The sequence below is a fragment of the Pseudomonas sp. PvP009 genome, from assembly GCF_017832995.1.
GTDB lineage: Bacteria > Pseudomonadota > Gammaproteobacteria > Pseudomonadales > Pseudomonadaceae > Aquipseudomonas > Aquipseudomonas syringae.
On sequence record NZ_JAFIBG010000001.1, the window covers coordinates 5,246,270 to 5,261,491 of the forward strand.

Below are 15,222 nucleotides of genomic sequence, written 5' to 3' on the forward strand. Positions count from 1 at the left end.
GTGCGACGTCAGTGACGGCTGAGTCCTGGCGCTCAGTGGTCAACAGCCAGAAAAGCCGACAGAACGCACAGAAACAGTACCTTCAGGCTTCTCCTGCTGGCCGCACTTGTCATTTGCAATGATGTTCGTGATCCAGTCCTTGTAGAACGAAATTCGAGTCATCTGACTAGCGTCGAGCAAACCACGACTTACCAGCGCAACGCCGAAGTAGCCGCTCTGCGTTTTGAAGAGCAACGGCCCGCCTGAATCGCCGCCGCCAGAAATCTTGCTCGAACACACATTCAAGAGAGGATCAAAGTAGGTAGGTGGATAGCCCGGCGGCACGTCTATGCATTTGCGATCTTCCAGAATCGAGCCGTCAACATGATAAAGCTCGTTCGGCATGGTGCCGGTTTCTCTCATTCCGAAGCCTGCCAGCGTGACGGGCATCCCGACTTCGTGCGTAACCACCTGATCAATGCCGTCCAGCTTGAGGATGTCTTTACTTTCGGTTGGACGCTCAAGTTTCAATAGCGCAATGTCGTAAAGCCCCGATCCCTTTTCGTCGCCTGTTTTAGAGTAAACCTGCCAGCCTTTGAAATCCGCAGGAATAAACGCTTCAGCGATCCTGATCTTGTCCCGGCTGACGACGGGAGGCCCGTACTTCTCTATAGCAATCTGGACAAACGCAGGCGACTGACCACGTATGCAGTGTGCCGCCGTAAGCACCCATTGCGCAGCGATCAATGCGCCCCCGCAGAGGTGCTGGCCATCCTCCTTGGTCAATGAAGTGAAGAATGGATAAGCACCTGCGGGTGCGGGCGTACCACCGATAATTTTCTCGTCTGCCGCCACTGTCAGCGACAGGCTCAATAAAGCCATCAGCCATATTTGTTTGCGCATGCTTCTCTCCCTGTTCCTGTCATTCCGTCCTGGAGCATCAGGTGCACATGAGATTCAACGCAAAAAACACTGATCTGCCTACTGTCAATAATGATAGTGAGTACCGGATATACGCCAGGCATTCACCCGACGTTACGCGTTAACAGCTCGGTGAACGCCTTGGCCATGGGCGATTGTTCGTCCTTGCGTTGCACCAGCCACACCGCGCTGGTTGCGCCTGGGTCGAGGACGTTGCGGTAGACCACGCCGTCGATGCGCATTCGCCGGTAGGACGCAGGCAGTACGGTGACGCCCAATCCTGCTGCGACCAGGCCGATGATGGTCATCACTTCGCCCGCTTCCTGGGTGATCAGCGGGCTGAACCCTGCGGCGCGCGCCAGGCTCAGGACTTGCGCGTAGATGCCGCTGCCATAAGTGCGCGGGAAGAACACGAACGGCTCGGCGGCCAGCGCCGCCATGTAGATCCCCTCCTCGCTTACTGCCGCCAGCGGATGGTCGGCACGCATGATCGCCACCAGCGGCTCACTCAGCAATTCGAACACCACCAGCGAGTCGGGCAATGCCAGCGGGCGCATGATGCCGACCTGAATGGTCTTGTCCTCAAGACCTGCCGCCACTTCCTGACTGGTGATCTCGGTCAGGGTCAGGTGCACGTCCGGGTAGGCTTGGCGGAAGGCGAAAATCGCCTGCGGGATACTCGACGTAAACGGCGCAGACGAAGTGAAGCCGATCTTCAGCTCGCCGATTTCACCCAGTTGCGCGCGCCGGGCCACGTCGGTGGCTTTGTCGACCTGCGCCAGCACCAGCCGTGCCTCGTCGAGAAACAGCCGCCCGGATTCGCTCAACTCGACGCGCCGGTTGGTGCGCTCGAAAAGACGCGTGCCCAGTTCCTGCTCCAGCGTCTGAATCTGCTGGCTGAGCGGCGGCTGAGAAATCCCCAGCGCCTGCGCTGCGCGGCCAAAATGCAGCTCTTCGGCAACCGCGATGAAGTAACGCAGATGACGCAATTCCATGCGGCCCTCATTAAGTCGTTTTACCTATCAAACAGGTCGAACAATATATTGGATGGAATGATTAGCGAGCTATATGATTTTTTCATTGCCTGCTCAACCGTGCCCTGAGGTCTTTGTGAACCCTGCCGTTGCCCCGTCGACCCCCGACTTGAACACCTCGCCCGTACAGTCGTCGACACTGCCGGGCGATACCTACATCGAAAAGAACACGCCGCTTTTCAAACGCACGGCATTGGCGCTGTTCGCTGGCGGGTTTTCGACCTTTACCCTGCTGTACTGCGTTCAGCCGATGATGCCGACGCTGTCCAGCGAGTTCTCCCTGACAGCGGCACAAAGCAGCCTGATCCTGTCCGTGGCCACGGCAATGCTCGCCATCGGTCTGCTGATCACCGGGCCGATATCTGATCGGCTAGGGCGCAAGCCGGTGATGGTCATGGCGCTGTTCTGTGCCTCGCTGTTCACCATCGCCAGTGCCTTGATGCCCAGCTGGGAGGGCGTACTTATAACCCGCGCCCTGGTGGGCCTGTCACTGAGCGGCCTGGCGGCAGTGGCGATGACCTACCTGAGCGAGGAGATCCACCCCACCCATCTGGGCCTGGCGATGGGGCTGTATATCGGCGGCAGCGCCGTCGGTGGCATGAGCGGAAGGCTGATCGTCGGGGTGATGATCGACTACGTCAGCTGGCACGCGGCGATGCTGGTGGTCGGCGGGCTGGCGCTGATCGCCGCAGCGGTGTTCTGGAGGATCCTGCCGGCGTCGCGCAACTTCCGCCCGCGCTCGCTGCACCCTCGCAGTCTGCTCGACGGGTTTGTCGTGCAGTTTCGCGATGCAGGCTTGCCGCTACTGTTTCTGACCGGCTTCCTGCTGATGGGCGCATTCGTCACGCTGTTCAACTACATCGCCTACCGCTTTCTGAGCGCACCCTACAACTTGAGCCAAGCCGTGGTCGGCGTGTTCTCCGTGGTGTACCTGTCGGGCATCTACAGCTCGGCAAAGATCGGCTCACTGGCTGACCGCCTTGGCCGCCGGCAGGTGCTGTGGGCGGTGATCGTGATGATGCTGGCCGGCCTGCTGCTGACCCTGTTCACCCCACTGCTGCTGGTGATCGTCGGCGTACTGATCTTCACCTTCGGCTTCTTTGGCGCACATTCAGTGGCCAGCAGCTGGGTCGGACGCAGAGCCACCACCGCCAGAGGCCAGGCCGCGTCCCTGTACCTATTCTGTTACTACGCAGGCTCGAGCGTGGCCGGAACCGGCGGCGGCGTGTTCTGGCACTACGCGGGCTGGAACGGTATCGGGCTGTTTATCGGCGTGTTGCTGCTGATCGCCCTTGGTGTGGCGTTGAGGTTGGCAAGGTTGCAGCCGCTGGGGGCGAAGGTTTAGACGCACATCGGGCGATGGCAGGTGGGTTGAACCAGAGCGCACTGACGCATCCGCCTATGCTGGCGGGCAAGCCCTGCATGGGCTGTTGATCGTAAAAATCGGCGTCTGCGGAGATTCTTTCACAGCGTGTCTTAATGCATTCGTTATTTCTTGGTGGGCGCTACTGTAGCTTGCCAGCCATTAACCAATTGCATGTTTTGAGCAACGATTCGACAGGCTTTACCCGTTGCAACGCGGCAATTGCCGAGCGCTCTTTGTCGGGCTGTCTTGATTGAACGCGCGCCGTAAAACCAGAAGAGCCCATCTGCTTCTGCGGACTTTGCCATGGCCTTCTCGGTAACACTCAGCAGATACGCATTAGCTTCTGCACGGTCGGCGGGGGACAGTTTGGAAAGCATCGGCATTAATGCTTCATCATCCATGCCAGGAAGACGATTGGCGCTTAAGAAGTCCTCGATGTGGGGTTTCAACAGTTTATTGGCCCCATTTTTATAAAGTGTATGACCATCCTGACCAAACGGTGGCAGCGCCACATAATCTGCGTGACCACCCTGCGAGCGATAGCCAGCAACCATCCGTGTAACCAGGTCGGGGCTGAAATACGGATCATTTTCAGCATACATCCAGAGCGTCGGCGTCGGGTTATTTGTGCCGAAGGTGGTGAAGTTTCGTACCAGATCCGCCTGATACAGTGAGCAGTCAGCTTCAGGAGAACCCATCGTGGAGTAGTGATAAACACCGCCGGAGATGTTGATCACCGCTGCCAATGGATGATCAGGTCGAGCGGCCAGGTCCAGCATGGAAGCTCCGCCGATCGAAATCCCTACACCCAGTGCCAAGGATGGATCGACATCCGGACGCTTGCGCAGAGCTGCCAATGCGGCTCCAAGCTCTTCTCCATGTGTATCCAGAAATCGAGCCACATCGGGGTTGGTGCAGTTGCCGGCTTCATCCATGAAGCGTCCGGTCGAGCGGCCATAACCGGGCCACACAATCGATGCGGCAAGCCAGCCCCGGTGCGCAAAGTCATGAGCGATGTGAGCGAGCCAGTCGGCATGTACAGACGAAGGCTGTGCGGCTGAGCCATTAATGATCAATGCAACAGGGAACTTTCCGGCGCGCGCAGGACGGACAATCAATGCTTCGACTTTTTCACGGTGGGCGTCGATGTGAATAGGCAAAAGGAGTTGCTGTTCACGTACTGCTTCATCGGCACAGGCCTGGCCTGAATAAACCAGCAACGCACACACGAGGGTCATCAAACGCAGCATCGATTGCATGATAGAAAACTCGCCCAGGCACTCATCAACTCTCTTCAAGCTAACCCAGATCGTCTTCTGCGGCTTGTGAAGCTTTCGAACAATTTCTTTCCCAAAGCGCTGCGTCAGGCCTGTCTCATAACACCGGCCTGTCAGCGCCGATGCAGAGGCGACTCAGGATGTGCGCCTACCTGCGCATACTCAAAAGAAGACAGGAAAAGAAAGTTATTTTCATATATTTGTTTATATTTCATTTTCGTGTAATTTATTTTCATCACGAAAACAGAGATAAAAATAATGAATACCTGTGATCGCCCTGAAACGCTTCTGCTCCACCTTATTGCGTCGTCCCTGCCGAGTACTCCCGAGTCGCCTTCAGGCTGACAGCTTCAGCTGTTGGTGTTGCGCCCTCGCCTACCCACTTTGCAAGGAACCGTCGCTATGTCGCCGTCACCCGGTCTTTCGCTATTGGTCTACGCCGCTGTCGCCATCATCGCCTTGATCGTGCTGATCGCGCGTTATCGCCTCAATCCGTTTATCGTCATTACGCTTGTTTCGGTCGGTCTGGCCCTGGTCGCCGGAATGCCGGCCAGTGGCGTGGTCGCCTCTTATGAAGCGGGGGTTGGCAAAACGCTGGGGCATATCGCGCTGGTCGTGGCACTGGGCACCATGCTTGGCAAGATGATGGCCGAGTCTGGCGGTGCCGAGCAGGTGGCGCGCACCCTGGTCGACCGCTTTGGCGAACGCAACGCGCACTGGGCCATGGTCTGCATTGCGTTTCTGGTGGGCTTGCCACTGTTCTTCGAAGTAGGCTTCGTTCTGCTGGTACCGATTGCCTTCACTGTGGCCCGGCGTGTCGGGGTGTCGATTCTGATGGTCGGCCTGCCGATGGTTGCCGGTCTGTCGGTGGTGCATGCGCTGGTACCGCCGCACCCTGCTGCGATGCTCGCCGTGCAGGCGTATCAGGCGTCGGTGGGGCAAACGCTGTTCTACGCCATCCTGATCGGCATCCCTACGGCAATCATCGCCGGTCCGGTGTATGCCAAATTCATTGTGCCGCGCATCCACTTGCCAGCTGAAAACCCGCTGGCCAAGCAGTTTCTCGACCGCGAGCCACGCCAGAAGCTACCCAGCTTCGGCCTGACCATGGCCACGATTCTGCTGCCGGTGGTGCTGATGCTGCTGGGGGGCTGGGCCAACCTGATCAGTACACCGGGCAGCGCGTTCAACAGCTTTCTGCTGTTCATCGGCAACTCGGTGATTGCCCTGCTGCTGGCCACCCTGCTGAGTTTCTGGACACTGGGCATCGCGCAGGGCTTCAACCGCGACTCGATCCTGAAATTCACCAACGAGTGCCTGGCACCGACCGCGAGCATTACGTTGCTGGTAGGTGCCGGTGGCGGCTTGAACCGCATTCTGATCGACAGCGGCGTGACCAATGAGATCGTGGGTCTGGCGCAGGACTTTCATCTGTCGCCCCTGCTGATGGGCTGGTTGTTCGCGGCACTGATGCGGGTTGCGACGGGGTCGGCAACGGTGGCGATGACCACGGCATCGGGCATCGTCGCACCTGTCGCACTGGGGCTGGGTTACCCGCATCCCGAATTGCTGGTGCTGGCAACGGGCGCAGGCTCGGTGATCTTTTCCCACGTCAACGACGGTGGTTTCTGGCTTATCAAGGAGTATTTCAACATGACCGTCGCGCAAACATTCAAGACCTGGACGGTATTGGAGACGCTGATTTCGGTCGTCGCTTTCGCCCTGACGCTGGGCCTGGCGCAGGTGATTTGAGTGGACATTCTGTACCAGATACGTGCCCGTCAGGATTCCCTCAGCGCGGGAGAAGGACGAATTGCCAGGCTGTTGCTCAGCGATATCGCCTTCGCGGCCAGTGCCAGTCTGGATGAGCTGGCCAGCCGCGCCGAAGTCAGCAGTGCGACGCTGTCACGCTTCGCGCGCAGTATCGGTTGCCGGGATCTGCGCGACTTGCGCCTGCAACTGGCCCAGGCCAGCGGCGTCGGCAGCCGCTTTCTACATCCAGAACCGGCGCCGGAGCAGTCGGCGTTTTTCACCCGGATCGTCGACGACATCGAAGCCACCCTGCGCCAGCACCTGGCCGGCTTCGATGCAACGCGCTTTACCGCCGCCATCGCCTGTGTCACCGATGCGCGCATGATTCACACATTCGGCATGGGCGGCTGCTCCAGCCTGTGCAGCGAGGAACTGCAAACCCGGCTGGTGCGCCTGGGTTACCCGGTGGCCGCCTGCCGCGACCCGGTGATGATGCGCATGGTCGCCGCCACGCTTGGCCCGCAACACAGCCTGATTGTCTGCTCGCTCAGCGGACGCACACCGGAACTGCTCGACGCCGTAACTCTGGCGCGCAGCTACGGTGCCCGCGTGCTGGCCATTACGCTGCCTGATTCGCCACTGGCACAACTGGCCGAGGTCGTGCTGCCGTTACAAATTGCTGAAACCAATTTCATCTATAAACCCACCGCAGCGCGTTACGGCATGCTGCTAACCATCGATGTGCTGGCCACCGAACTGGCGTTGGCGAGCCCTGAAGACAATCAGGAGCGACTGCGCCGGATCAAGCTTGCGCTGGATGAATACCGTGGCGGCGAAGATGGCCTGCCGCTGGGAGACTGAACCATGCTTTATGACCTGATCATTCGCGACGCACTGGTCATCGACGGCAGTGACACACCGGGAGTGCGCGCCGATGTGGCAATCAGCGACGGACGCATCCAGCGCATCGGCAGTCTGCGCGATGCCAGTGCCCGGGAAGAAGTCGATGCGGCCGGTCGCGTACTGGCACCCGGGTTTATCGATGTGCACACCCACGACGATACGGTGGTCATCCGCAAACCCGAAATGCTGCCGAAAATCAGCCAGGGCGTGACGACCGTCATCGTCGGCAACTGCGGGATCAGCGCGTCGCCGGTTTCGCTAACGGGCAATCCTCCCGACCCCATGAACCTGCTGGGCGACGCGGCTGCGTTCGTCTATCCACGCTTCACCGACTACCGCGCCGCCGTCGAGAACGCCCGGCCCGCCGTCAACGTGGCGGCCCTGATCGGCCATACCGCCTTGCGTAGCAACCACATGGATGACTTGTTACGCAGCGCCAGCCCGGAAGAAATCGCCGCCATGCGCGTGCAGTTGCGTGACAGCCTGGAAGCGGGCGCGCTGGGGTTATCGACCGGCCTTGCCTACGCCTCTGCGTTCTCGGCCGAAACCAGCGAGGTCAAACAACTGGCGGAAGAACTCAGCGCGTTCGGCGCGATTTACACCACCCACCTGCGCAGCGAATTCGAGCCGGTGCTGGAGGCCATGGCGGAAGCGTTCGATATAGGTCGCCATGCGCGCTCACCGGTCATCATCTCGCACATGAAATGCGCTGGTGCCGGCAACTGGGGACGCAGCCCGCAACTGCTGGCAGCCCTGGAAAAAGCCGCGCAGGACCATCCGGTAGGTTGCGACTGCTATCCCTATGCGGCCAGCTCTTCGACGCTGGACCTCAAACAAGTTACAGACGCGTTCCGCATCACCATCACCTGGTCTACGCCGCACCCGGATCAGGGCGGCAGGGATCTGCAGGAGATTGCCGCCGACTGGGGGCTGTCATTGCTGGACGCCGCATGCAAGTTGCAGCCTGCAGGCGCGGTGTACTACGGCATGGATGAGGGCGACGTCGAGCGCATCATGTCTCACCCGCTGGCGATGATCGGCTCCGATGGTCTTCCGGAAGACCCGTTTCCCCATCCGCGCCTGTGGGGCGCGTTCCCCAGAGTGCTCGGGCATTTCAGCCGCGACAAGGGGCTGTTTGCGTTGCACACCGCCGTACACAAAATGACCGGGCTGTCGGCCGCGCGCTTCGCCTTGCACGAGCGCGGTCTTATTCGCGAGGGCTACTGGGCCGACCTGGTGCTGTTCAATCCACAAACCGTGCGCGATATCGCGGATTTCAAAGACCCTCAGCGAGCGGCGCAAGGCATCGACGGTGTCTGGGTCAACGGCCGCTTGAGCTATGCCGACGGCAAACCGCATGGCGAGCGACAGGGCCGATTCCTGCCCCGCAGCGGTTCGCTGCGCGAAGGCTTTGCGGATGCGAAAGCGCCGACGTAGTCGTCGGCGCTGAAATCAACAGATGCGTCTTGAGGTATCGACGCCTCGTTGGCTCGGCAACTACTGGTGATACTGCGCCGACAACTCGTGTACCGCGTTGATGAACGCACCGGCATTGGCCGGGTCGACTTCAGGGGTGATGCCGTGGCCGAGGTTGAAGACGTGGCCGGTGCCGCTGCCGTAGCTGGCAAGGATGCGTGCGACTTCCTGGCGGATGGCTTGCGGGCGCGCGTACAGCACGGTCGGGTCCATGTTGCCTTGCAGCGAAACCTTGCTGCCGACACGCTGACGCGCTTCGCCGATGTCGCAAGTCCAGTCCAGCCCGAGGGTGTCTGCACCGATGTCGGCAATGCTTTCCAGCCACAGGCCGCCGCCTTTGGTGAACACGATCACTGGCACCTTGCGCCCGTCGTTTTCGCGAATCAGGCCGTTGACGATCTTGCGCATGTAGGCCAGCGAGAACTCCTGATACGCCGCCGAAGACAGGCTGCCGCCCCAGCTGTCGAAGATCTGCACGGCCTGCGCACCGGCCAGAATCTGGCCATTGAGGTAGGAAGTCACTGACTGCGCCAGCTTGTCGAGCAGCAGGTGCATGGCTTGCGGGTTGTCGTAAAGCATGGCCTTGGATTTGCGGAAGTCCTTCGACGAACCGCCCTCGACCATGTAGGTCGCCAGCGTCCATGGGCTGCCAGCGAAACCGATCAGCGGTACACGACCATTGAGTTCGCGGCGAATGGTGCTGACCGCATCCATCACGTAACCCAGATCCTGCTGTGCATCAGGGATCGGCAACGCTTCGATGTCGGCCAGCGTGCTGACGGTTTTCCTGAAGCGCGGACCTTCGCCGGTTTCAAAGTACAGCCCCTGGCCCATCGCATCGGGAATGGTCAGGATGTCGGAGAACAGAATCGCTGCGTCCAGCGGGTAGCGATCCAGCGGCTGCATGGTGACTTCACAGGCGAACTGCGGGTTCTTGCACAGGCTCATGAAGTCCCCGGCACTGGCGCGGCTGGCGCGGTACTCCGGCAGGTAACGACCTGCCTGACGCATCATCCATACCGGCGTGACGTCTACGGGTTGCTTGAGCAAAGCGCGAAGGAAACGGTCGTTCTTCAGGGCAGTCATGTCGGCATCCGCAATAAAAGTGCCGGCATTTTCTCAGAGCTCGACGCAAAAGGCACGGCGGGAGCCGTGCCTTTTGTCTATCGAGGCGATTTGCTGTGGTTATACAGGGTCATGCGCCTTCAGAACCGGCCGATTTCTCTCACATGTTCTTATGGTTGACGATATCGAAAGGCTCAAGCATGCCTTTTTCCACCCGCTTGAGCCCCAGACGCCAATCCCCTCTCCCAGTGCTATCGCCAATGGAAGTCAGGTCCAGGAAATAAAACTTTCCGTTTTTATCCAGTTTATTTTTTGCAGTGGGCTTCCATTTATGCAGGTGAGCAGCGCCATCAAGAACGTACTTCTCAACAGCATTCTTGACTGAGGCTTCCAGATCCTTGGCCTGTATATGCTCATACGCCGCTTTGAACTCGGCAGTGTCGAAAAAATCATTCATGTGTATTTTGTACCTGAGCTTTCCAGCGCTCTTGCCCGGCGTACCGGCACCGCCTGCTGATTCCATGGGCAGTTTGGTTATGCGGTGTCTGCCACCGCCGCGCAAACCGGTCGACGCATGCACCCAGACACCTTGATCGTCAAGCTGGATCGGCAGTTGGTAGTAAGCATCTGGCCGCCGCGAATCGATAACCCGCCACGCTGCCGAGTCGGAGTCATATGTGACGGCATAGGCTTTTTCCTGTTGCACGGCATAAAAGCGGCTCGGCACACCCTCTTGAGCTTTCTCATGGATGCCCCGGTAAATCCCGTCGTCGCGCATTTTCAAACCGACAGGCGTTTTGGATACGGCTGTTTTCGGGTCAAGCACAGAGCGGCCTGTCTTTGCCGCAGAAGACGTTCTGACCCGCCGCCCTTTTGACAGCGTCAGTGCATCGGCCAACAACAGCGCCGCCTGAACGAAATACAACGGAGCGATACCCTGTTCGCTGGACTTCTTTCCAACGCCCTGCCAGATGGCGTAAAAACTGCGAAGGGCAGCGATCGGCAACTGCACTTTGAAAGGCGTGAAGATGAGGACGATGTCGCCCACGACTTTGGTGATTTCCCAGGCACTTTCCCAGTAGGTTTCCCAGTTGGTATTGGTCTGTTCATCGACGGCAGAAATCACCCGAGCGACTTCAGACTCATAGACCGCCTCGAGAAAATTCCCGGTACACGGCTGCAGATCCATGAACAGCGTGTCACGGCCAGCGGTCAGCACATGCCTGACATCGGCCTGGGCGGCCAAAGGTGCCTTGCCCACCAGATAGTCCAGAAAATCGGGCTCAAGCAGGATCCGCTGCCGAAACTCCTGCGAATTGCTCATCTCCCGAAAGCATATTCCGTCAGGAGCCTGCGGGGTAAAGACCATCAGCGTGGCGACGCTGGAGCGCGACTCTGTGCCGATCACCAATACACCACTCAATGAAACACCATTGATGAGTAACTGGCTGACCTGAATGCGATGCCCCTCCACCATTGCGCGATCATCACTGTCAGTTGGATGATCAAGCACCGCGGCAACCCATTTGTAGCCTCTGTTCGCCAGCTCGGGAGGAAGCCCGCCATCGCCCAGAAAGTCGCCCGCCATCTTCGCCTCGATCGCGTCGAGGCGCATTTGTGCGCGCATGACGCGTGCATAACGCTCACAGTGCCATTGTCCTGCCGCCGACGTGGACAGAACCGTGCTGAGGTATCTGGAGTAACTCTCACCAATGTTCAGATCACGAATCAGGCTAAACAGATAACCAGCGTTGAGGAAACGGACCAATTGCCCTTGATCGTCAAACGCGCGACTGGTGAGTAGAAAGTTGATATTGGTGAAGGCAATGTTTTCCAGCGACAGATCTGTAAGGCTGCGCTCTTGAGTTTCGTAATGCGGCTCCAGCTCGGAAGGGCCGACATATTCGTAATCGATATCAATGCCGACACCCGGATCAATCTCGACGCTGATGGTATGGACGGTGATAAGGTCAGGATCCACTGTCACACCGTGGTCGAGCAAAATTCGCTCTTGTAGCCTCGCCCGGGCGTAGTGACGCAACCGGTCCGGCTGTCCGTAAATGGAAGGATCCAGCAGGTCAGGTGCCTGGGCTTCGAGCAAGGCCTGACTGTAGTCCTGCACCGCCACTTTCCAGCGCTGTTTTTCGACATCGGTCGCGTTCGCGAACCAGTCAGGCAGACAATCGCTTTCGATTTCAGTGGGTTGCTCAGGGTCAAACCAACCGCGATTTTTCTCAATGGCACGCCGGGTCAGAACGTCGCGAATCCCTTTCACATCCTGCTCGAACTGCATGCCCAGCGCAGAACGCTCTTCGGTTTTCAATTGCGAACCGATCGCGAGATAGAAGCTGTCGGTACCCGGCTTGAATGAGACAAACTCACCGTTCTCGGCGTCCCGTGCACTGTAATTACCGTAGCCGTCATGCCGCAAAACGATACGGGTATCGTCAGGGTCTGCCGGGAAGGACTCGCTATCGCCGGGCTCGAAGATCAGCAACGCTCGCCCCGATTCAGCAGCCAGCAATTCGCTTGTGATCTCGCGGGCCAGCTCATCGGTGCAGGCGTTGAAGCTCCGTGTTCGCGACAGGCCGTCGATAGCCAGACTGCTGCTCCATTCCTGCACAGAAATGTTCAAGGCCTCGTCGAAAGAGTCTGGCAGAACACCATTATCCAGAAAGTCAGCGTCGTCCTGCACTGTCAGCGGCAACTGCTCCAGCAGCTCTTCAAGACGTCCGACGGGAACCTGTGGGTATAAAGCGCACAGTTCGCTCAGAGCAGCGGAAAGCAGAGTCTGCTGACGAATCCACAGGGGCAGGAAGGGATTTCGTGTGCGGGTATCCAGCTGAACCTTCGAGGCGCCCTCACCGGCCGCCACAAGTGCATCGAATAACAGCGGCCTCTGGTCATTTGCCAGCCCCGCTATTTGCTCGCGCAGGGTGACGATTCGTCCGCTATCACTGTGACTACCGGGAAAGTTGCCGCCCATTCCGACCCTGGAACCTACCGGCAACTGACTGAACACCCAACGCAGCAATGGCTCGTCATCGGCGACCGGAATATTATCCGGAACGATATAAGCATCAGCGTTCTGCATCAGGACAACACTGTTCTGAACGACGCTTTCATCGTTGCCTTTCAAAAAAATCGCGAGGACTTCGTCGTTCTCGTTGTGAATCCGGATCGACAGGTCTGCAGGCCATTCAGGCAACTGAACCAGTAAGGCAAACAAAGCCTCATCGCCGTCATCCGGGAAAAAGTCTTTCTCTGTGAAGCGCTCGACGAACTGGTCGATTATCCGGTCTGCCCGTTCACGGTTGCGGTGTTCGCGGACGGCAACGCTACTGGGCGTGAACCTGTCCGGGCCGAGAGATTGCTGTTCAGTGGAGCGCGCAAGCTTGCCCATGGGTGCTGCGTTCAACATGGCTATTTCCTTATAGCAACATGGATGGAGGGAGTATCCAAGGCGATGAGCTCCCGATGAGGATCAGGAGCGTAATCCTTTTCAGGCGTCGGTAAAGGGGGCGGAAAACAGCTGTAAACAATCACCTGTCACCTACACTGCAACAGGCTTTGATTGGCATTCAAAAGAGGGATTGAAACCTTGATACACCGCCTGTGGCAGGGCGGTGAAACTTAATGAAAAGCGCTTTTCAATACCGGGATCAGGTTATTTCAAAACGTCACGAAACCGTTTTCCCAGGCCCCCCAATCCAGGCATGACCTTGGCCACGCTGGAATATGGAATCAATTATCCTGACTGATACCCGAATGCCCCGAAGCTGCAGATGCTGCTAGCGCCTGTTCAAGTGCGTAGGCATAGCTCAGCAAATCAGCTTCATCCCAGGCAGTGGAAAGAAAATATAACCCTCTTGGCAGGCCATTCTCTTCGAGCCCGACGGGCACGGTTATTCCCGGATATCCCGCGATTGCGCCAACCGCTTTGAACGAAACCTCTGACCAGTCAATGAGCGCGTCAAGCGAGTGCTGTTGCAGGAGCCCATCGATCAATTGCCGATGAGCAGTGCGCAAATGGGTTGCAATGGACAGGTAATCCTCCTGATCGAGAGTCGCGCCCGAGGAGTCAATCAATAAATCCTGGTCATAGGCTTGCGCGCCATCAGACGCGGTATTGAATGCAATGATGTCATCCAGCGTGCTGACCCCCAGCCCGGTGCGTGTGCTCAAGTAAGCGTTAAGCTCACGCTTGAAGTCATGCAGCAGCACTCGATACTCCGGGGTGCTATCAATCGACGGAACGTCGACTGGAACCAGTATCGCCCCGGCCGAACTCAAACGACTCTTCACCTTTTGGAATTCAGGATCGTCGTCCATCAGCATGCCGTCATGGGTGCGGCTCGAATAGCCCAGGCGCTTGCCGTTCAACGCGTCCGCTCTGAGCTGATCGGCATAGTTCACGGTGTCAGCGCAGGCTCGGGCGGTGGCTTCGTCGAGAGGGTCGGTACCGCTCATCGCCGTCAGCAGGATGGCGGTATCCGTGACCGTTCGCGCCATGGGCCCGGGGGTGTCCTGACGACTGGAGAGCGGAATCATGCCGGTACGGCTGAGCCGGCCCAGCGTAGGCCTCAGCCCTACGACACCACTCGTGGCTGCAGGCTGGATGATCGACCCATTGGTTTCGGTGCCCACCGCCAGGGGTGAAAATCCAGCCGCAAGAGCCACTGCCGAACCGGAGCTGGAGCCAAGCGGATCAGCGTTCAAGTCATAGGGATGACGCGTCTGCCCGCCGCGACCACTCCAACCGCTCGGCACCTCGTACCCACGAAAATGCGCCCATTCGCTGAGATTGGCTTTGCCGATGATGATCGCGCCGGCCTCGCGAAGCCGCTGCACCACGAAAGCATCGTGGGGCGCAGGCGCCCCGACCATAGCGAGCGCACCCGCAGTCGTCTGCATCCTGTCGGCCGTATCGAGATTGTCTTTTATCACGATGGGGATGCCATGCAGCGGCCCACGTTGCTCCCCACGGGAACGCTCCCCGTCCAGTTCCGCGGCTATCTGCAGAGCGTCGGGGTTGATTTCAATGAGGGCGTTAAGCGCCGGGCCATTTTTGTTCAGCACTTCGATGCGCTGGAGCAGGTCTGTCACCAGCCCGGCAGAGGTCAGGCTGCCTGCGCTCATGCGTCGCTGGAGCTCGACACTGGACTCAAAGTAAACCGCCTTGTTTTCGATGATCGAACCGAAAACCGGTCCATCGAAGTTGGCGTACGCCTGGCTGGCAAATGTGCAGGGCGCTATCGAGAGCGCGAGACAGAAACCAAACTGATTGTTCATGATGTCCTTCCCTGGTTGATAAAACGCTCGTCTTGAGCGAGTTACACCAAGCTTAGGAAGGAGGGGGCAGAAGGGATGTCAGAGAAATCGGTAAATTACCCGTGATGGGTAGACGCTTGTTGCCAGAGCGCGCCTGAGTAGCGGCACGCTCTGGCAA

At 58.6% G+C, this 15,222-nt stretch carries 10 protein-coding genes; 4 read left to right on the top strand and 6 right to left on the bottom strand.

All coding sequences use genetic code 11. The features are described from left to right. Positions 1–39 precede the first annotated feature (39 nt). Positions 40–882 carry a serine protease gene (locus tag JOE29_RS22525; protein ID WP_210079878.1) on the bottom strand — a complete coding sequence of 281 codons (843 nt, stop codon included), beginning with the start codon at positions 880–882 and terminating at the stop codon, positions 40–42. Positions 883–1,004: 122 nt separating this feature from the next. After that, positions 1,005–1,895: a LysR family transcriptional regulator gene (locus JOE29_RS22530; protein WP_057407098.1), complete on the bottom strand. Its 891-nt coding sequence runs from the start codon at positions 1,893–1,895 to the stop codon at positions 1,005–1,007. Positions 1,896–2,010: 115 nt separating this feature from the next. Here JOE29_RS22530 and JOE29_RS22535 point away from each other — a divergent pair, with 115 nt between their 5' ends. Further along, a complete protein-coding gene (locus tag JOE29_RS22535) occupies positions 2,011–3,279 on the top strand; it encodes an MFS transporter (protein WP_074997502.1) in 1,269 nt (422 codons plus the stop codon). 143 nt (positions 3,280–3,422) lie between these two features. On the opposite strand, the gene JOE29_RS22540 is transcribed toward JOE29_RS22535, so the two are convergent. Beyond that, positions 3,423–4,559, bottom strand: coding sequence for a hypothetical protein (locus JOE29_RS22540; RefSeq protein WP_210079879.1), 1,137 nt, complete (start codon positions 4,557–4,559; stop codon positions 3,423–3,425). Between the two features lie 420 nt (positions 4,560–4,979). Here JOE29_RS22540 and JOE29_RS22545 point away from each other — a divergent pair, with 420 nt between their 5' ends. The 3 genes from JOE29_RS22545 to JOE29_RS22555 are packed head-to-tail and all read left to right on the top strand — an operon-like array spanning position 4,980 to position 8,669. Then, the gene (locus tag JOE29_RS22545) at positions 4,980–6,329 is read left to right on the top strand and encodes a GntP family permease (RefSeq protein ID WP_032663013.1); all 1,350 of its coding nucleotides are present in this window, start codon (positions 4,980–4,982) and stop codon (positions 6,327–6,329) included. Further along, the gene (locus JOE29_RS22550; protein ID WP_210079880.1) at positions 6,330–7,190 is read left to right on the top strand and encodes a MurR/RpiR family transcriptional regulator; all 861 of its coding nucleotides are present in this window, start codon (positions 6,330–6,332) and stop codon (positions 7,188–7,190) included. A 3-nt stretch (positions 7,191–7,193) separates the two neighbouring features. Then, the gene (locus tag JOE29_RS22555; protein WP_210079881.1) at positions 7,194–8,669 is read left to right on the top strand and encodes a D-aminoacylase; all 1,476 of its coding nucleotides are present in this window, start codon (positions 7,194–7,196) and stop codon (positions 8,667–8,669) included. Positions 8,670–8,729: 60 nt separating this feature from the next. On the opposite strand, the gene hemE is transcribed toward JOE29_RS22555, so the two are convergent. The 3 genes from hemE to JOE29_RS22570 all read right to left on the bottom strand — a co-directional run bounded on the left by hemE (position 8,730) and on the right by JOE29_RS22570 (position 15,065). Beyond that, on the bottom strand, positions 8,730–9,794 hold the full coding sequence (gene hemE / locus JOE29_RS22560) for a uroporphyrinogen decarboxylase (RefSeq protein ID WP_210079882.1): 1,065 nt from the start codon (positions 9,792–9,794) through the stop codon (positions 8,730–8,732). Positions 9,795–9,933: 139 nt separating this feature from the next. Continuing rightward, a complete protein-coding gene (locus JOE29_RS22565; protein WP_210079883.1) occupies positions 9,934–13,194 on the bottom strand; it encodes a DUF6543 domain-containing protein in 3,261 nt (1,086 codons plus the stop codon). Between the two features lie 323 nt (positions 13,195–13,517). Then, entirely contained in the window at positions 13,518–15,065 is a 1,548-nt protein-coding gene (locus JOE29_RS22570; protein WP_210079884.1) for an amidase family protein, read from the bottom strand. Between the last annotated feature and the right edge of the window lie 157 nt (positions 15,066–15,222).

What these genes read in the sequence shown, in the direction of transcription:
- JOE29_RS22525 (WP_210079878.1), bottom strand. Translation starts at nt 882, where the DNA reads ATGCGCAAACAAATATGGCTGATGGCTTTATTGAGCCTGTCGCTGACA.
- JOE29_RS22530 (WP_057407098.1), bottom strand. Translation starts at nt 1,895, where the DNA reads ATGGAATTGCGTCATCTGCGTTACTTCATCGCGGTTGCCGAAGAGCTG.
- JOE29_RS22540 (WP_210079879.1), bottom strand. Translation starts at nt 4,559, where the DNA reads ATGCAATCGATGCTGCGTTTGATGACCCTCGTGTGTGCGTTGCTGGTT.
- JOE29_RS22545 (WP_032663013.1), top strand. Translation starts at nt 4,980, where the DNA reads ATGTCGCCGTCACCCGGTCTTTCGCTATTGGTCTACGCCGCTGTCGCC.
- JOE29_RS22555 (WP_210079881.1), top strand. Translation starts at nt 7,194, where the DNA reads ATGCTTTATGACCTGATCATTCGCGACGCACTGGTCATCGACGGCAGT.
- hemE (WP_210079882.1), bottom strand. Translation starts at nt 9,794, where the DNA reads ATGACTGCCCTGAAGAACGACCGTTTCCTTCGCGCTTTGCTCAAGCAA.
- JOE29_RS22565 (WP_210079883.1), bottom strand. Translation starts at nt 13,194, where the DNA reads ATGTTGAACGCAGCACCCATGGGCAAGCTTGCGCGCTCCACTGAACAG.
- JOE29_RS22570 (WP_210079884.1), bottom strand. Translation starts at nt 15,065, where the DNA reads ATGAACAATCAGTTTGGTTTCTGTCTCGCGCTCTCGATAGCGCCCTGC.